Origin of the sequence: Halorubrum sp. Ea1, from assembly GCF_002252965.1 — an archaeon.
Classification (GTDB): domain Archaea; phylum Halobacteriota; class Halobacteria; order Halobacteriales; family Haloferacaceae; genus Halorubrum.
On sequence record NZ_NHPG01000058.1, the window covers coordinates 26,390 to 41,020 of the forward strand.

Consider the following 14,631-nt stretch of genomic DNA (forward strand, 5'->3'; position numbering starts at 1 on the left):
ATCGTTACTCCTCGGCGGCGTCGTGGCCGCGGTACTCCTTCACGCGCGCTCGGGCCGAGGCGACCGCCTCGCGGGCCTCGCCCTCCGCGCGCTCTTCCAGCTTCTTCAGGTCGTCCTGAATTCGGTCCAGCCGCGAGGGCTCCGGCTCCTCCTCTTCGGCGCCGACGAGCTCTTTCACGCGAGCCTCGACGGGCTCCAGCTCCTCTTTTACGCCCGCCTTCGCGTGTTCCGCCGCGCGACCGAGGTAGTACCGTGCGTCTTCGAAGTGCTTGCTCATATCTGTCCTTTGGAAGCCGACGGATATATTCTTTGTGGCTCTTTCGAGGCGACAGGAAGGTGCGGCCGCTCGGAACGCGGCGCGTCCGCTCTCGGGGCGGCGCTGCGGACGGCACGAGAAAGTGGTCGCGAGCGTCAGTACGACGGCGACTCCTCGGGCTCGCCGTCGCGCGCGTTCGCGACCCGGCCGAGCGTGAACAGCAGATCCGAGAGGCGGTTGAGGTAGGAGACCACCGCCTCGTTGATCGCCTCGGAGCGCGCGAGCTCGACGACCCGTCGCTCGGCGCGGCGGGTCACGGTCCGGGCGTGGTGGAGGCGCGCGCCCGACTCGCCGCCGCCGGGCAGGACGAACGAGGTCAGCGGCTCCAGCTCCTCGTCGAAGCCGTCGATCCGGTCTTCGAGCGCTTCGACCAACTCGGGCTCGACCTGCGGGTCGTCCGGGTCCGGATCGGGGTTCGCGAGGTCGGCCTGTACCACGTGGAGGTGGTTCTGGACCGTCTCCAGCAGCTCGTCGAGGTCGTCGTACCCGGTCGGGCGCACGGTCCCGATCAGCGCGTTCGCCTCGTCGACGGTCCCGTACGCCTCGATCCGCGGGCTGGACTTCGACACGCGGCTCATGTCGCGGAGGTCGGTATCGCCCTGGTCGCCGCGTCCGGTGTAGATGGTCATGCGAGGGTCCGGTCGACGTACTCCACGATGTTCGCGCTCTCGGCCATCGTCACGCCGCGTTCCTCGTCGATCAGGACGGGGACGCCGCGCTGGCCGCTGACCCGCTTCACCTCGTCGCGGTCGGAGTGAAGCGCGTCGACCCACTCGGTCTCGTACTCGATCCCGGCTTCGTCGAGCGCGTCGGCCGCCTTCTCGCACCACGGACACCCGTCGAGCGCGTAGAGTCGAATCGCCATGATCGACCGATCGGCGCGCGGCGGCAAGAAGGTACGGTGTCGGCGGGGGACCGTCCGCCGACCGACGAGTCGGTCGCCGCTCGCGAGACGCTACAGGTCATGGTACGACGCCATCCCCTCGCGGAACGCCGGCGGGACCGGCGCGGGCTCGCCGGAGTCGGGGTCGAGGCTGACGAGGGTCGCCTCGCCCTCGGCGACGACGGCACCGTCGACTCGCAGCTCGTGCGTCATGGTCACGCTCGATCGGCCGAGCTCGACCACGTCGAGCGCGACCGTCACGGCCCCGTCTGCCAGCTCGACCGGTCGACGGAAGTCGAGCGAGAGCGACGCCAGCACCGTCGACACGCTGGAGAGGTCGGCGTCGAGGACGTCTCGGAAGTACTCCGTCCGGGCCTGTTCGACGTACGTCGCGTAGACGGCGTTGTTGACGTGACCCATCGCGTCGATGTCGCGGAAGCGGACGTCGATCTCGGTCGTGAACGTGCTCATGTCGGGTCGTCCGCGGGAGGCGGTATGTAGGCGTCGGGATCGGTCGGCGACCGCTCCCGACGGCGATCGATCGGAATGGGGGCGTCGTCAGTACAGCAGCCGTCGTCAGTACAGCAGCCGTCGTCAGTACAGCAGCCGTCGTCAGTACAGCAGCCGTCGTCAGTACAGCAGCTCGTCGTCGTTCTCGATCATGTACAGCGACCGCGCGGCGATGTTGACGGCGTGGTCGCCGACGCGTTCGAGGTCGCGGATCGTGAGGAGGAGCCGCGAGACGTTCTGCATCGTTCCCTCCACGTCGGCGTCCTCGCGGAGCTCGTCGCGCTCGATGAGGTCGCGGACGACGAGGTCGCTCGCGGCCACGCAGGCGGCGTCGACGTCGTCGTCGGCCTCAGCGACGGCGTGACACAGGTCCGGGTCCGAATCCGCGTACGCCTCCATCGCTTCCTCCAACATCGTCAGCGTGTCGTCGCCGATGCGCTGGACGTCGACGTCGGGGAACACCTCGCGGTCGGCCTGCTTCGCGTACTCGCCGAGGTTCGTCGCCAGGTCAGCGATCCGCTCGAGGTCGGTGATGATCTTGAACGAGGCCGCGATGAACCGCAGATCGCCCGCCACCGGCTGCTGGAGCGCGATGAGGTCGGTGCACTGCCCCTCCAGTTCGAGGTACAGGTCGTTGATCTCGGCGTCGCCGGCGATGACCTCGTCGCCCAGATCGCCGTCTTGGCGCTCCAAGGCGTCGAGGCCCATCCGGAGCCGCTCGGCGACGACCTCGCTCATGTAGAGCACGTCGGCGCGGAGCTCCTCCAGCTTCGACTGGTACTGTTCGCGTGGCATCGTCTTGGCGTATCCGCCTCACCGGACGTATAAAAACACGTCGCCGACCGAACGATCGGTTTCGCTCCCACCGATCGACGCGGGGCCGATCGCGTCACGGTGGCGGGTTCGGCCGAGGTCGCGTTCGACCGCCTCACGTTCGACCGAGTGCCGTGATCCCTGACGAGTGGGACCGGACGAGAGTTCGGGGTCGACTACGACTCCGTGCCGATCGCGTCGTCGACGGCGTCCACCGAGTCGTCGGCGGTACGCCCCGGGAGGAACGTCCCGGTCTCGCGGCGAACGCCGACGAGCAGCGCGACCCCCGCGGCGAGCGGCATGACCGCGCAGGCGGCGTAGATCGGCGCGAAGCCGACCGTCTCGATCAGCGGTAACGACACCATCGGCCCGAGCCCGCCGCCGATGTCGCCGAACACGTTGTTCGTCCCGGAGGCCCGCCCCATCCGCTCGTCGGGGGTCAGGTCGGCGAGCAGCGCCATCATCGGGCCGCTCGTTCCGCCCTGTCCGGCGCCGATGAAGACGCAGGCGAGCGCGAGGTCGACGACCGATCCCGACCGGGCGAGCAGCAGGAACCCGACAAACGAAACGACGAGGAAGGTCAACAGGATCGGCGTGCGCGACTCCCGCGTGTCCGATATCCGACCGCCGACGATCATGAAGAAGGAGGCGGAGACGACGGTGCCGGCCATGAACAGCCCCGAGGTCCCCTGCGGGGCGAGCCCGAACAGGGAGATGTCGTTCTCGCCGAGGAACAGCACGAGCGTGGAGAACAGCGCGCCGATGTACGCGAACAGGAGCCCGAAGTTGACGAGCCCGACGGTGAGCGCGGGAACCGAGGTGTCGACGTCCCACGGATTGATCGAGTCCCCCGAGCGGTCGCCCGTGACGTGCGTCTCCGGGACGTACCGGTGGGCCACGACGCTGGCGGTGAGCGCGAACGCGGCGGCGACGGTGAACGCGGCCGCGTTGCCCGCCAGCGACGAGACGATCCCGCCGAGCACGAGCCCGGCCGGGAACCCCATCGTGATCCCGCCGCGGACGACGCCCATGTTCGTCCCGCGCGACCCGCTGTCAGAGAGGTCGGCGGCGATGGTGTAGGCGGTCGCGAACACCGCGGCGGAGCCGAACCCCCAGAGGACCCGCGCGAGGAGGAACCACGTCTCCGGCGCGACGAAGACAGACAACGGGGCGAACCACCAGTCCGGGCCGATCGCGACGGCGCCGACCGCGGCCCGCGGGAGCGCCGCCGCGAGCGGGCGGAGCGACTCGGCCGGCGGCATCGCGAGCGCGACGACGTACCCGAGCGTCGCGATCCCCTCGACCAGCAGTCCGTACACGAACGGCTTGCGCGTCCCGTACCTGTCGACGAGGGCGCCGGCCGGCCCGTTCGCGACGAGCCGCACCCAGCGGTTCGCCGAGAGGATGACGCCGACCATGAACGCCGAGATTCCGAGGACGGCGCCGAGGTTCGGCAGGATCGGGAAGACGACTCCGCCGCCGAACCCGACGAAGAACGTGCTGGCGATAACAGCGAGCAGCACGGTGGGCGGGCGATCGAAGCCGAACCGTCCCATCTCAGACACCTCGCGGGGACGCCGCGTCTCCTTCGCGCCGTTCCGGCGCCGACCCGTTCCCCGACCGCGTCGGTGTCGCGGTCATTCCGTCTCGTCGTCGCGGCTCATCGCGGCGATCCCGTCCTCAAGCGAGGGGAGCGCCACCCCATCGGCGAGCAGCGGCGCGACGATCCGCTGGAGGGTCGCCTCGGCGACCCGCCGGGTGTATGTCGGCTCGGGGAGGTCGTCGACGGCCGTCGCGTCGCCGCCCTCGGCGGTAGCGCCGTCACCGTCCGCGTCGGCCTCGTCACTATCGCCCGCCCCGTCGGCCTCGTCTCTATCGCCCGCCCCGTCGCCGTCCCCGCCGGTGAGCGTGATCTGTCGGGTCCGCGCGCCGTCGAGCGTCGCGACCACGAGCGCCGCCGTCTCCTCGACGTCGACCTCGCGGAACGTCCCGTTCTCGATCCCCGATTCGAGGATGTCGGCGACGGTGCCGCGGAGCAGGCGGTCGCTCCTGACCAGCTGTTCCCGGATCCGCTCGTTGAACGGCCCCTGCGTCCGGAGTTCGAGGAGGGCGATGTGGAACGCCTCGCGGTCGACGGCGTCGGCCTCGAAGACGAACCAGCCGACGAACCCCGCGAGCCGCTCGATCGGGGGCTCGTCGGCGTGAGCCCGGATCCGAGCCTCGGAGTCGGTGATGACGTAGTCGAGGAACGCGACGAGCAGGTCCTCCTTCGTGTCGTAGTGGTAGTGGAGCAGGGACTTGCTCTTCGAGCACTCGTCGGCGATGTCCTGCATCGTCACGTCGGCGTAGCCGTGGGCGCGGAGCGCGCGGTAGACCCCGTCCATGATCTCCTCGGCCGCGCTCGGCTGATCGCTCATTGACTGACCGGTCAGTCAGCGACCGGTAAATCCCTATCGGTCGGGGTTCGAACGGCCGGTTCGCGGGTCGCCTTCGGTCCCCGTTCGTCGACTGCCGACCCCCGCTCGCTGCCCGTCGGGCCGCGTTTCCCGACCGTCGACCGCCGGACCGCGACTGGACCGGCGGCTCACGGGCGTAGAACGGTCGAAAAGCCGATACAACCTCGAAACGTCGACGTCAGCGGTTACAGACGGGTGACGTTCGTGGCGCGCGGACCCTTGTCCGCCTCCTCGATGTCGAACTCGACTTCCTGACCTTCCTCCAGGTCCGGGCCGCCGACGTCCTCCATGTGGAAGAACACGTCCTCGTCCGCGTCGTCAGTCTCGATAAATCCGTAGCCGCCGGTGTCGTTGAAGAAGTCAACCTTCCCTTTCGCCATTGCGTCCGTAAGAGCGGGAGGAGTACATAAAAGGCTTCCGCGAGCGGGGGCTCTGTGTTAAGAGCAAACACACCCCCGATACGGCGGGCCGCTGTCGGGGTCGATCCCGCCGTGTTAGAAACTACTATACGACCCCAGTGCGGAACCGTTAGATATGAGTCAGTCGTACAATCGAGGCCTCATTGAGGACTTCAGTCGGTGGCGGGAGTTCGAGGCGGGGATGTGGGCCTGGATCTTCCATAAGTTCACGGGCTGGGTGCTTATCGGATACCTGTTCACCCACATCGCCGTGTTGAGCACCGGTATCCCTGCGGCGGGCGCGAGCGAAGCCGCGATCATGGCCGGAGAGGACGTGTACACCCAGACGATCGTCAGCCTCGAGAGCCTGCTGTTGGTGCGGCTCTTGGAGGTCGGCCTGCTCGCGGTGGCCGTGTTCCACATGCTCAACGGCACCCGGCTCCTCCTCGTCGACCTCGGGGTCGGCCTGGACGCACAAGACAAGAGCTTCTACGCGTCACTCATCCTGACCGGAGCGATCACCGTCGCGTCGGTGCCGACGTTCATCGCGGGGGCGTTCTGAGATGGCGGAGCGCTACTCCTCGTTCAAATCCGGCGGTCGGATGTGGCTGCTCCAGCGGGTCACGGCGGCGTTCCTGCTCGTCGTGCTGGCGTTCCACTTCTTCCTGCTCCACTTCGTCCACCACGCTGACGAGGTGTCGTTCCTCGCCAGCTCGGGGCGGATGGAGAGCCTGAGCTACTACTCGCTGATGATCCTCTTCCTCGTGACGGCGACGTTCCACGGGGTCAACGGCGTCTACAACGCCCTCGTCAACCAGGGACTCACCGGCACCAAACGCACCGTCATCAAGTGGACCCTCGTCGCCGCGAGCGCGGTCCTGATCGTTCAGGGCGTGCGCACCGCGAACGCGTGGGCGGGAATCGGACTCTACTGAACCGATCATGAGCACACAGATACCGAAGCAGACCGAGGAATCGAGCGAGACCGAAGCGGAGACCGACGTCGCCTCCAAGGGCGACGAACGGCGGGCCGAGAAGCGCCGCCGGGCCGCGGAGGAACGCGCCCGCAGACAGGCCGAGGAGGCCGAGAAGGCCGCGGCCGACGAGGACACGATCGAGCTGAAGGTGTTCCGATACGACCCGGAGGTGGAGGGGAAACAGGAGCCCCGATTCGACACGTTCCACGTTCCCTTCACGAAGGGGATGACCGTCCTCGACGCCCTGATGTACTCGCGGGATAACTACGACTCCTCGCTCACGTTCCGTCACTCCTGTCGGCAGGCGGTGTGCGGTTCGGACGCCATCTTCGTCAACGGCGGCCAGAAGCTGGCGTGTAAGACGCAGATCGTCGACCTCGAGGAGCCGATCCGCGTCGAGCCGCTCCCGCACGCCGAGGTCGAGAAGGACCTCGTCGTCGACATGGAGCACTTCTACGACCAGATGGAGGCCGTCGAGCCGTACTTCCAGACGGACGAGTACCCCGACGGGGAGCTGGAGGAGCAGCGCCAGACGCGGGAGAACCGCGAGAAGGTGAAGATGTCGACGCGCTGCATCTGGTGCGGCGCGTGCATGTCCTCGTGTAACATCGCTGCCGGCGACAACGAGTACCTCGGGCCCGCCGCGATCAACAAGGCGTACCGGTTCGCCATGGACGAGCGCGAGGGCGAGGAGATGAAACAGAAGCGGCTGGAGATCATCGAGCAGGAGCACGGCGTCTGGCGGTGTCAGACCCAGTTCTCCTGTACCGAAGTGTGCCCGAAGGACATCCCCCTCACCGAGCACATCCAGGAGCTGAAGCGCGAAGCGGTGAAGAACAACCTGAAGTTCTGGTAACGGCGGGAGACACTCTCAAGGGCATTCGGAACCAACCGACTATCATAACCACAATGCACGAACACGACGTCATCGTTGTCGGCGCCGGGGGGGCGGGACTCCGGGCGGCGATCGCAGCACAGGAAGCCGGGGCCGACGTGGCCATCGTCTCGAAACTGCACCCGGTCCGCTCGCACACGGGCGCGGCCGAGGGAGGAATTAACGCGGCGCTGCGCGACGCCGACTCCTGGCAGGACCACGCATACGACACCATGAAGGGGTCGGACTACCTCGGCGACGCGCCGGCGGTCGAGGCGCTCTGTCAGGAGAGCCCGGAGGAGGTCATCCAGCTGGAACACTGGGGAATGCCGTTCTCCCGCGAGGAGGACGGTCGCGTCTCCCAGCGCCCGTTCGGCGGGCTCTCGTTCCCCCGGACGACGTACGCCGGCGCCGAGACCGGCCACCAGATGCTCCACACGATGTACGAGCAGGTGGTCAAACGCGGCGTTACGGTGTACGACGAGTGGCACGTGATGGACCTCGCCGTCACCGACGAGGACGACCCGGCCGACCGCACCTGCCACGGCGTCGTCGCCTACGACATCCAGAGCGGCGAGGTCAGCGGCTTCCGCGCCGACAACGGCGTCATCCTCGCGACGGGGGGGATGGGGCAGGTGTTCGACCACACCACCAACGCGGTCGCGAACACCGGCGACGGCGTCGCGATGGCGTACCGCGCCGGCGTCCCGATGGAGGACATGGAGTTCATCCAGTTCCACCCGACCACGCTGCCGTCGACGGGGGTCCTGATATCGGAGGGGGTCCGCGGCGAGGGCGGCATCCTCTACAACAGCGAGGGCGAGCGGTTCATGTTCGAGCACGGCTACGCGAACAACGACGGCGAGCTCGCCTCCCGCGACGTGGTCTCCCGCGCCGAGCTGACCGAGGTCAACGAGGGGCGCGGCATCGAGGACGAGTACGTCCACCTCGACATGCGCCACTTGGGCGAGGAGCGCATCCTCGACCGGCTGGAGAACATCCTCCACCTCGCGGAGGACTTCGAGGGCGCCGACGGGCTCACGGAGCCGATGCCCGTCAAGCCCGGTCAGCACTACGCGATGGGCGGCATCGAGACGAACGAGCACGGCGAAACCGCCATCGACGGGCTGTACGCCGCCGGCGAGTGCGCCTGCGCGTCGGTCCACGGCGCGAACCGCCTCGGCGGCAACGCGCTCCCGGAGCTCATCGTCTTCGGCAAGCGCGCCGGTCGTCACGCCGCCGGCGAGGACATGGGCGAGGCAAAGGTCACGACCGGGAAAGACGGCGAGTGGGAGGCCGCCGACTACGAGTTCGAGATCGAGGTCGGCGAGACGGGCGGGAAGGGCCCCGCCGCGGCCGACGGCGGCGCGGTGGCGTCCGACGCCGAGAGCGTCCTCGGTGCCACCGTCGAGCGCGCCAAGGACCGAGTCGACGAGCTCCTCGCGCGCAGGGGCCGCAACCACGCGGAGATCCGCTCGAAGGTCCAAGAGACGATGACGGCCAACGTCAACGTGTTCCGCGAGGAGGGCCGGCTCGAGGAGACGCTCGGCGACCTCCGCGAGGCGCGGGAGGCGTACAAGGACGTCGCCGTCTCTGACCCGTCACGGACGTTCAACACCGACCTGATCCACACGATGGAGACGCGGAACATCCTCGACATCGCCGAGGCGCTCACGATGGGCGCGCTCGCGCGCAAGGAGTTCCGCGGCGCTCACTGGCGGAAGGAACACCAAGAACGCAAAGACGAGAACTGGCTGAAGCACACGCTCGTCTCGTGGAACGACGGCGAGCCGGAGCTGTGGTATAAGCCGACGATCCTCGAGGGCGAGAACAAGACGTACGAGCCGAAGAGCCGGTCGTACTGAGCCGTCGGACGCGACGCGATCGCGCCGACCCGGTCGCCCCGGGGCGACCGGGTCGGGCACGATCGTTCCGGATCGTTCACGGTCTCCTATCCGTCGTCGGTCGAAAGAGTCGGCGCGTTCCGGCGTCGACACTCTCTGCGCGGCGATCTCGCGATCGACGAACTGTCGTTTTTGGCCGATAGGAACCGTCTCGTTACCGTTCCGATCGATTACGACGATCGTTGAATAGGGGATTTATTATCGTCGAACTCGACGCTTCGGACAAGATGTTAGAGACACGCACCGCGGCGCCGGCCCTGCCGTCGGAGCTGCAGTCGCCCCGCGCGAAGCTCGTGTACCTGTACCTGACGACGAACGGCGACGCGACCGTCTCGGAGATGGGCGACTCGCTCGGGATGAAGAAGATCTCGCTGTACAGCATCCTGAAGACCCTCAAGCGAGAGGGGATGGTCGACTGCGACGGCGAATCCTACCAGCTGAACTGAGCCCTCGCCCCGCCGCGTTCTGAAGACTCCGCGACCCCCCAGCGGAGCGTTTAGGGGCTCGCGGGACGCAGTACGTCCGTGGACGCGAATCAACAGGAGTTCCGGAACCCGTTCGGGATGGACACGGCCTGCGAGAACTGCCCCGAGCTGTGTGACGCGCGGGAGCGCGTCGTCCACGGGTACGGTGACGTGGGCGCCGAGTTCCTCGTCGTCGGGACCGGGCCGACCGCGGCCGCCGAGGAGAACGGCGTCCCGTTCACGGGCGCGGAGGGCGGCGAGCGGGTCCAGTCCATTTTCGCCGACCTCGGGTTCGTGCGCTCGTCGCCGGACGCGGCGGAGCCGGACGTTCAGAACGTCTTCTTCACGAGCCTGACGCGCTGCCGACACCCGGAGCGCGAGCCGACCGACCGCGAGGTCGACACCTGCGAGCCGTTCCTCAACGCGGAGATCCGGATGATCAACCCGCAGATCATCGTCCCCGTCGGGGAGCGGCCGCTCCGCGAACTCGCGGTCGAGTACACGACGCGGCGCCCCGACTCCTTCGACGTCGACGCCGAGCACGCGACGACCATCCGCGGCCGTGGGTTCGAGCTGGTGCCGATGAAGGAGCCGGAGTCGATGACCGACGCCGAGGCCGACGCTTTTCGCGATCACATGCGCGAGAACGTGTTGAGCCGGGATTACCGGCAGACGAAGGGCCGGCAGAGCCGCTGACAACCGAATTCCGGGGCGTCGCGAACCGCCGGTACAGCGATCTACCGGTGCCGCGAACCGCCGTCAGTCTTCGAGGTCGACGTCGCGGAGGATCTCCTCGGTCGCGTCCCGGCTGTCCGCCCCGAACGCGCAGTCGATGAGGATGTGGCCGCCGAGTGTCGACGGGGATATCACTTGATCGGCGCCGGCGCGGCGGAGCTTGTCCACGTTTTCGCGCTGCGTCACCGCCGCGACGATCCGCACGTCTGGGTTGAGCTGGCGGGCGGTAAGGATGGCGAGCGCGTCGCGCGCGTCGTCCTCGGTCGCGACGACGACCGCGCGGGCGCCGTCGAGGTTGACCCGTTCGAGCGGTTCCACGTCGCTGGGGTCCGCGGTGTACACCGGGACCTCGTGGTCGGCGAGCCGCCGGGCGGCCGTCTCGTCCGGCGTCACCACGGCGTAATCGACGCCGTCGCGCTCGTCGAGTTCTTCGAGTATCGGTTCCGTCAGGTCCCCGTAGCCGAGCACGAGGACGTGGTCGTCGAGGAGGTCTATCTGTCTGTCTGTCATCTTTCCGAGCGCCTTGGAGAGCTGCGCCTCGATGGCGGGCGTGAGGAGGACCCCGAGCGCCACCGCGAACGCGGCGACGTTCATCACGAGCGAGGAGAGCACGAACAGCTGGGCGATGTCGGCGGCCGCGCCGGCCTCCGGCGTCACGTCGCCGTAGCCGACCGTGGAGGCGGTGACGACGGTGAAATAGAAGGCGTCGACGATCGTCTCCACCCCGTTGAACTGGTCGCGGAGCGCGTACGTACCGACCGTTCCGTACGAGACGGCCGTCACGAGCGCTGCGCCCGCCGCGAGCTGCGTCGGCGACGGGGAGAAGCGCCTGTCGAACCGTCCGCGGTTGTAGACGAGCGGGGGCACCGACAGGACCGACAGCGCGACCAGCGGGAACGACAGCACCGACGCCTGCATCAGCCCCTGAATCGCGGTCAGGGGCAGCAGGACCGCCGTGGAGTGCCAACCCACCCGGTAGCCGTTCTTCAGCGCGAAGCCGCTGCCGAGCATCGCGAAGCCGGTGATCGTCCCCGTGAATCCGACCGTCTGGCGGACGACGTCGGGGACGGGAGGGGCGAGCGGCCCGTCGACGCCGAGCCCGCCGATCTGGGCGAGTCCGGCGAGGATCGACAGGACCGCGACCGCGAACGTCAGGGCGATGGACGCCCGCACGGTCACCCAGTCGCGGGTCAGCTCCATACCGGCCCGTCGCCGAGGCTTGACTTAAACCCCGCGAGGGCGGAGCGGCGGCGGCGACAGGGGTTTAACCTCACCGCCGAGTGTGGGGCGTATGTCACTGCCCGTCGAGGTCGTCTTCGGGATCTACCTCGGGATCATCACGGGGATCCTGCCCGCGCTGGTCTCCGGGGTGCTCGGATTCGTGTTCAAGTACGTCACCGGGGTGACAATTCCCGGGCTCGGGGTCGTCGTCCTCGCGCTCGCGATCGCCGGCATCAACGGCGGCCTGCTCGCGCTCAACGACGAGACGATCCGCTCGTCCGAGCGCGCGCCGGCGGTCCTCACGGCCATCGTGGTGGTCCTGATGATCTCGCTGTACGCGCACGCCCAAGGGGACAAGCTCGGCGCCACCGTCCCGAAGCGGATCTCGCTCCAACAGCTCCGCGACCGGACCCTCTCGACGGACGTCGTCGAGCTGGTCGGCGGTCGGGGTCGGGTCACCGTCGACGTCGCCGGCGATGTGAACGACATGGAGGGGTACCCGCCGCTGCCGGCCGAGACCCGGGGCGCGATCGTCGACGGCGAGTGGACGTTCCCGGCCGACCTCCCGCTCGTCGAGCTTGAAGACCGGTTCGCGGAGCGGCTCCGGACCGAGCTCGACCTGGCTGACGTCGCCGTGCGGATCGACGAACGCGCCAACGCGACGGTGGCCGCGGCGCCGCCGACCGGAGCGCTGTCGAAGCGGGTCCCGGAGGGGAAGCGCGCGGTGTCGGTGCCGGCGCTCGTCCCGACCGGGATCGCCCGCGGCGATGTCGTGCGCGTGCTCGCGTCCGGCCTCAGCGTGGACGGGACCGTCCTGGCCGCGAGGACGAGCGGGAAGCCGGAGCCGGGCGCGGGGACGCCGGCGACCGGCGGCGGGCGGCCCGGAGACGACCTCCCCGGGACCGATGCCGCGCGGAGCGACGGGGAGCCGCGCGGGGACGGCGGGCCGCGGACGGACGGCGGCGAGGCGCCCCCCGCCCCGACGACCGCGAGCGCGCCGACGACGACCGGGGGAGAGGGGCGAGTGACGGTCGCCGTCGAGCGGCCGGAGGCGAGCGCGCTCCTGCGCGCGGGTCGGGGGCGCGTCCTCGTCCTCTCCCGCGGCACCCGCCGGGAGTACGAGCTCACGACGCTGCTGCGCCGCGCGGGGAAGCGGTTCCGTAAGGTGTCCGTCGTCCCCGGCGGCCCCCTCGACGGTCACACCATCGGCGAGGTGGGGGTTCGGGAGGCGTACGACGTCGCCGTCCTCGCGGCGCGGCACGACTCCTGGAGTATCGCCCCCGGCGGCTCGCAGCGCCTCTCCGCCGAGGACGACCTGTTCGTCGTGGGGAGCCGCGACGCCCTCGACCGGTTCGCGGAGGCCGCGCGATGACCGCGGCGGAGGCGGCGGCCGCGGCGACCGGCGCGGGTCATGAGGCTCTCGTCGGCGCCCTCGTCGCCGTCGCGCCCCAAGTCGCCGTCGCACCCCCGGTCGACGTCGGCTTCGCGCGTCCGCAACAGGCGGCGGTCACGCTCGTCACCTTCGCGGTCCTCTCGGTCCTCGTCGCCGGCGCGGCGGCGCTGACGTACCGGTGGTACTTCCGGGACGAGATCCCGGAGGGGGTCACCGTCCTGCTCGGCGTCTCCGTCGTCGCGCTGTACCTCAACACGACCTCGCTCGGGGCGATCGCGGCCGGCGAGAGCCCGTCGCTGCTCGAACCGGAGAGCGTCTTGTTCAACGTCGTCTCGCTCGGCGTCGCGGCGGTGTTCGCACCGGGCGGCCGGTACGTCGGCGACCGGCTCGCGGTCGACGTGTTCGCGCTCTCGGGGGCCAGGCAGCTGGAGGGCGAGCTGACCGGTATCGTCCGGGCCGTCGGCCGGTTCACGGCCGTCACGCTCCCGGTGGCCGAGGAGATCCGCGACATGGACACCTACGACCCGGTGTCGCCGGAGAAGAAGGCCGAGATGGCCGAGAAGACGCTGCTGTTCGCGCGGAAGCTCTCCGGCGAGGAGCTCCGCGAACGGCTCGTCGAGCGAGTGAAGAGCGACCACGGCGTCGGCTACGTGGACGTCGACGTCACCGACGACGGTGAGATCGAGTACTTCGCGGTCGGCTCCCGGGCGGCGGGGCTCGGACCGACGCTCGCGCCCGGATCCGCCGCGGTCGCCGTGGCCGCTGACCCGCCGAACAACGCGACCGCCGGCGACACGGTCCAGCTGTGGCGCACCGATCCGGAGCCGAAGCGGGTCGCCACCGGCGAGCTCCGGGGCGTCGCCGGCGACGCGGCGACCGTCGCGCTCGACGAGTCCGACGCCGAGGGGCTCACCGAGGAGGAGTCGTATCGGATCGTGACGCTCCCGGCGGAGCCGCAGGCCGACCGGGAGTTCGCCTCGCTGCTCCGGAACGCCGACGAGACGATGGCGGCGATCACGGTCGAGGCCGGCAGCGCCCTCGCCGAGAGCACCGTCGGCGACGTGGAGGTCGTCGTCGCCGCCGTCCGACCCGGGGACGGGGCGGTACAGCCCATCCCGCGGCGCGGGTACGCCTTCGGCGCCGGCGATCTCGTGTATCTGGTCGGCCGACCCGACGCGCTCCGTCGGTTCGAGGCCGACGCCGGCGGAGAGAGGGCGGACCCGTCGGTCGTCACGGCGAACGACGGCGACGACGGCGACGGCGGGGACCGGGCCGACGCCGAGGCCGAACCGAGCGAAGGGACGCAACGCTCTTGAGGCGTCCGTACGGGGTCAACGTATGGAGTGGAAGCTGTTCGCGGACCTCTCGGAGATCGCCGGCGGCCGCACCGTCGAGGTAGAGGCGTCGCCGGGGGACACGGTCGGCGACGCGCTCGACGGCCTGCTCGACGCCCACCCCGACCTCCGAGAGCGCGTGCTCGAGGACGGCTCGGTGGCCGACCACATCAACGTCCTCCGGAACGGGCGGAGCGTCCGCCACGACGAGGGGTTGGAGACGACGCTGGAGGAGGGCGACGAGCTGGCGCTGTTCCCGCCGGTGAGCGGGGGCTCGATCGGCCGGTAGATCGGTCGTTTCAAACGGTCGCCCGTCGCATCAGTCGACATGAGCGACGGCCACGACGAGCACG

At 69.4% G+C, this 14,631-nt stretch carries 18 protein-coding genes; 9 read left to right on the top strand and 9 right to left on the bottom strand.

Annotated features, from left to right (window positions below):
• Window positions 1-4: 4 nt before the first annotated feature.
• The 8 genes from DJ73_RS08095 to DJ73_RS08130 form a co-directional block, all read right to left on the bottom strand.
• On the bottom strand, window positions 5-277 hold the full coding sequence (locus DJ73_RS08095; protein ID WP_094524676.1) for a hypothetical protein: 273 nt from the start codon (window positions 275-277) through the stop codon (window positions 5-7).
• 134 nt (window positions 278-411) lie between these two features.
• Window positions 412-945, bottom strand: coding sequence for a cob(I)yrinic acid a,c-diamide adenosyltransferase (locus tag DJ73_RS08100; protein WP_094524677.1), 534 nt, complete (start codon window positions 943-945; stop codon window positions 412-414).
• Window positions 942-1,181, bottom strand: coding sequence for a glutathione S-transferase N-terminal domain-containing protein (locus tag DJ73_RS08105; protein ID WP_094524678.1), 240 nt, complete (start codon window positions 1,179-1,181; stop codon window positions 942-944). Before DJ73_RS08105 ends, DJ73_RS08100 begins: the two co-directional genes overlap by 4 nt.
• A gap of 90 nt (window positions 1,182-1,271) precedes the next feature.
• Entirely contained in the window at window positions 1,272-1,670 is a 399-nt protein-coding gene (locus DJ73_RS08110) for a thioesterase family protein (RefSeq protein ID WP_094524679.1), read from the bottom strand.
• Between the two features lie 159 nt (window positions 1,671-1,829).
• Complete coding sequence (gene phoU / locus DJ73_RS08115; protein ID WP_094524680.1) at window positions 1,830-2,504, bottom strand: phosphate signaling complex protein PhoU; 675 nt, start codon at window positions 2,502-2,504, stop codon at window positions 1,830-1,832.
• A gap of 194 nt (window positions 2,505-2,698) precedes the next feature.
• Window positions 2,699-4,078, bottom strand: a complete 1,380-nt coding sequence (locus DJ73_RS08120; protein WP_094557741.1) for an MFS transporter — start codon at window positions 4,076-4,078, stop codon at window positions 2,699-2,701.
• 81 nt (window positions 4,079-4,159) lie between these two features.
• Entirely contained in the window at window positions 4,160-4,939 is a 780-nt protein-coding gene (locus tag DJ73_RS08125; RefSeq protein WP_094557742.1) for a TetR/AcrR family transcriptional regulator, read from the bottom strand.
• 224 nt (window positions 4,940-5,163) lie between these two features.
• Window positions 5,164-5,358: a cold-shock protein gene (locus DJ73_RS08130; protein WP_092566404.1), complete on the bottom strand. Its 195-nt coding sequence runs from the start codon at window positions 5,356-5,358 to the stop codon at window positions 5,164-5,166.
• A 154-nt stretch (window positions 5,359-5,512) separates the two neighbouring features.
• Between DJ73_RS08130 and sdhC the strand changes: the two genes are divergently transcribed.
• The 6 genes from sdhC to DJ73_RS08160 all read left to right on the top strand — a co-directional run bounded on the left by sdhC (window position 5,513) and on the right by DJ73_RS08160 (window position 10,291).
• A complete protein-coding gene (gene sdhC, locus DJ73_RS08135; RefSeq protein WP_094523690.1) occupies window positions 5,513-5,938 on the top strand; it encodes a succinate dehydrogenase, cytochrome b556 subunit in 426 nt (141 codons plus the stop codon).
• Window position 5,939: 1 nt separating this feature from the next.
• A complete protein-coding gene (locus tag DJ73_RS08140; protein WP_094523688.1) occupies window positions 5,940-6,311 on the top strand; it encodes a succinate dehydrogenase in 372 nt (123 codons plus the stop codon).
• Between the two features lie 7 nt (window positions 6,312-6,318).
• Window positions 6,319-7,209 (top strand): succinate dehydrogenase/fumarate reductase iron-sulfur subunit, encoded by an 891-nt coding sequence (locus tag DJ73_RS08145; RefSeq protein WP_094523686.1) that lies wholly within the window; start codon window positions 6,319-6,321, stop codon window positions 7,207-7,209.
• Window positions 7,210-7,262: 53 nt separating this feature from the next.
• Window positions 7,263-9,092: an FAD-binding protein gene (locus DJ73_RS08150; RefSeq protein WP_094523684.1), complete on the top strand. Its 1,830-nt coding sequence runs from the start codon at window positions 7,263-7,265 to the stop codon at window positions 9,090-9,092.
• A 266-nt stretch (window positions 9,093-9,358) separates the two neighbouring features.
• Entirely contained in the window at window positions 9,359-9,577 is a 219-nt protein-coding gene (locus DJ73_RS08155) for a helix-turn-helix domain-containing protein (protein ID WP_094523682.1), read from the top strand.
• A gap of 78 nt (window positions 9,578-9,655) precedes the next feature.
• A complete protein-coding gene (locus DJ73_RS08160; protein WP_094523680.1) occupies window positions 9,656-10,291 on the top strand; it encodes a uracil-DNA glycosylase family protein in 636 nt (211 codons plus the stop codon).
• 63 nt (window positions 10,292-10,354) lie between these two features.
• Here DJ73_RS08160 and DJ73_RS08165 read toward each other — a convergent pair whose 3' ends face one another.
• Window positions 10,355-11,530 carry an NAD-binding protein gene (locus tag DJ73_RS08165; protein ID WP_094557743.1) on the bottom strand — a complete coding sequence of 392 codons (1,176 nt, stop codon included), beginning with the start codon at window positions 11,528-11,530 and terminating at the stop codon, window positions 10,355-10,357.
• 91 nt (window positions 11,531-11,621) lie between these two features.
• On the opposite strand from DJ73_RS08165, the gene DJ73_RS08170 reads away from it, so the two are divergent.
• From DJ73_RS08170 to DJ73_RS08180, 3 genes are read left to right on the top strand one after another with little or no spacing between them, the layout of a single operon-like run.
• On the top strand, window positions 11,622-12,923 hold the full coding sequence (locus DJ73_RS08170) for a potassium channel family protein (protein WP_094557744.1): 1,302 nt from the start codon (window positions 11,622-11,624) through the stop codon (window positions 12,921-12,923).
• Window positions 12,920-14,260: a potassium transporter TrkA gene (locus DJ73_RS08175; protein WP_094557745.1), complete on the top strand. Its 1,341-nt coding sequence runs from the start codon at window positions 12,920-12,922 to the stop codon at window positions 14,258-14,260. Before DJ73_RS08170 ends, DJ73_RS08175 begins: the two co-directional genes overlap by 4 nt.
• 22 nt (window positions 14,261-14,282) lie before the next feature.
• Window positions 14,283-14,567 carry a ubiquitin-like small modifier protein 1 gene (locus DJ73_RS08180; RefSeq protein ID WP_094523673.1) on the top strand — a complete coding sequence of 95 codons (285 nt, stop codon included), beginning with the start codon at window positions 14,283-14,285 and terminating at the stop codon, window positions 14,565-14,567.
• Window positions 14,568-14,631 lie beyond the last annotated feature (64 nt).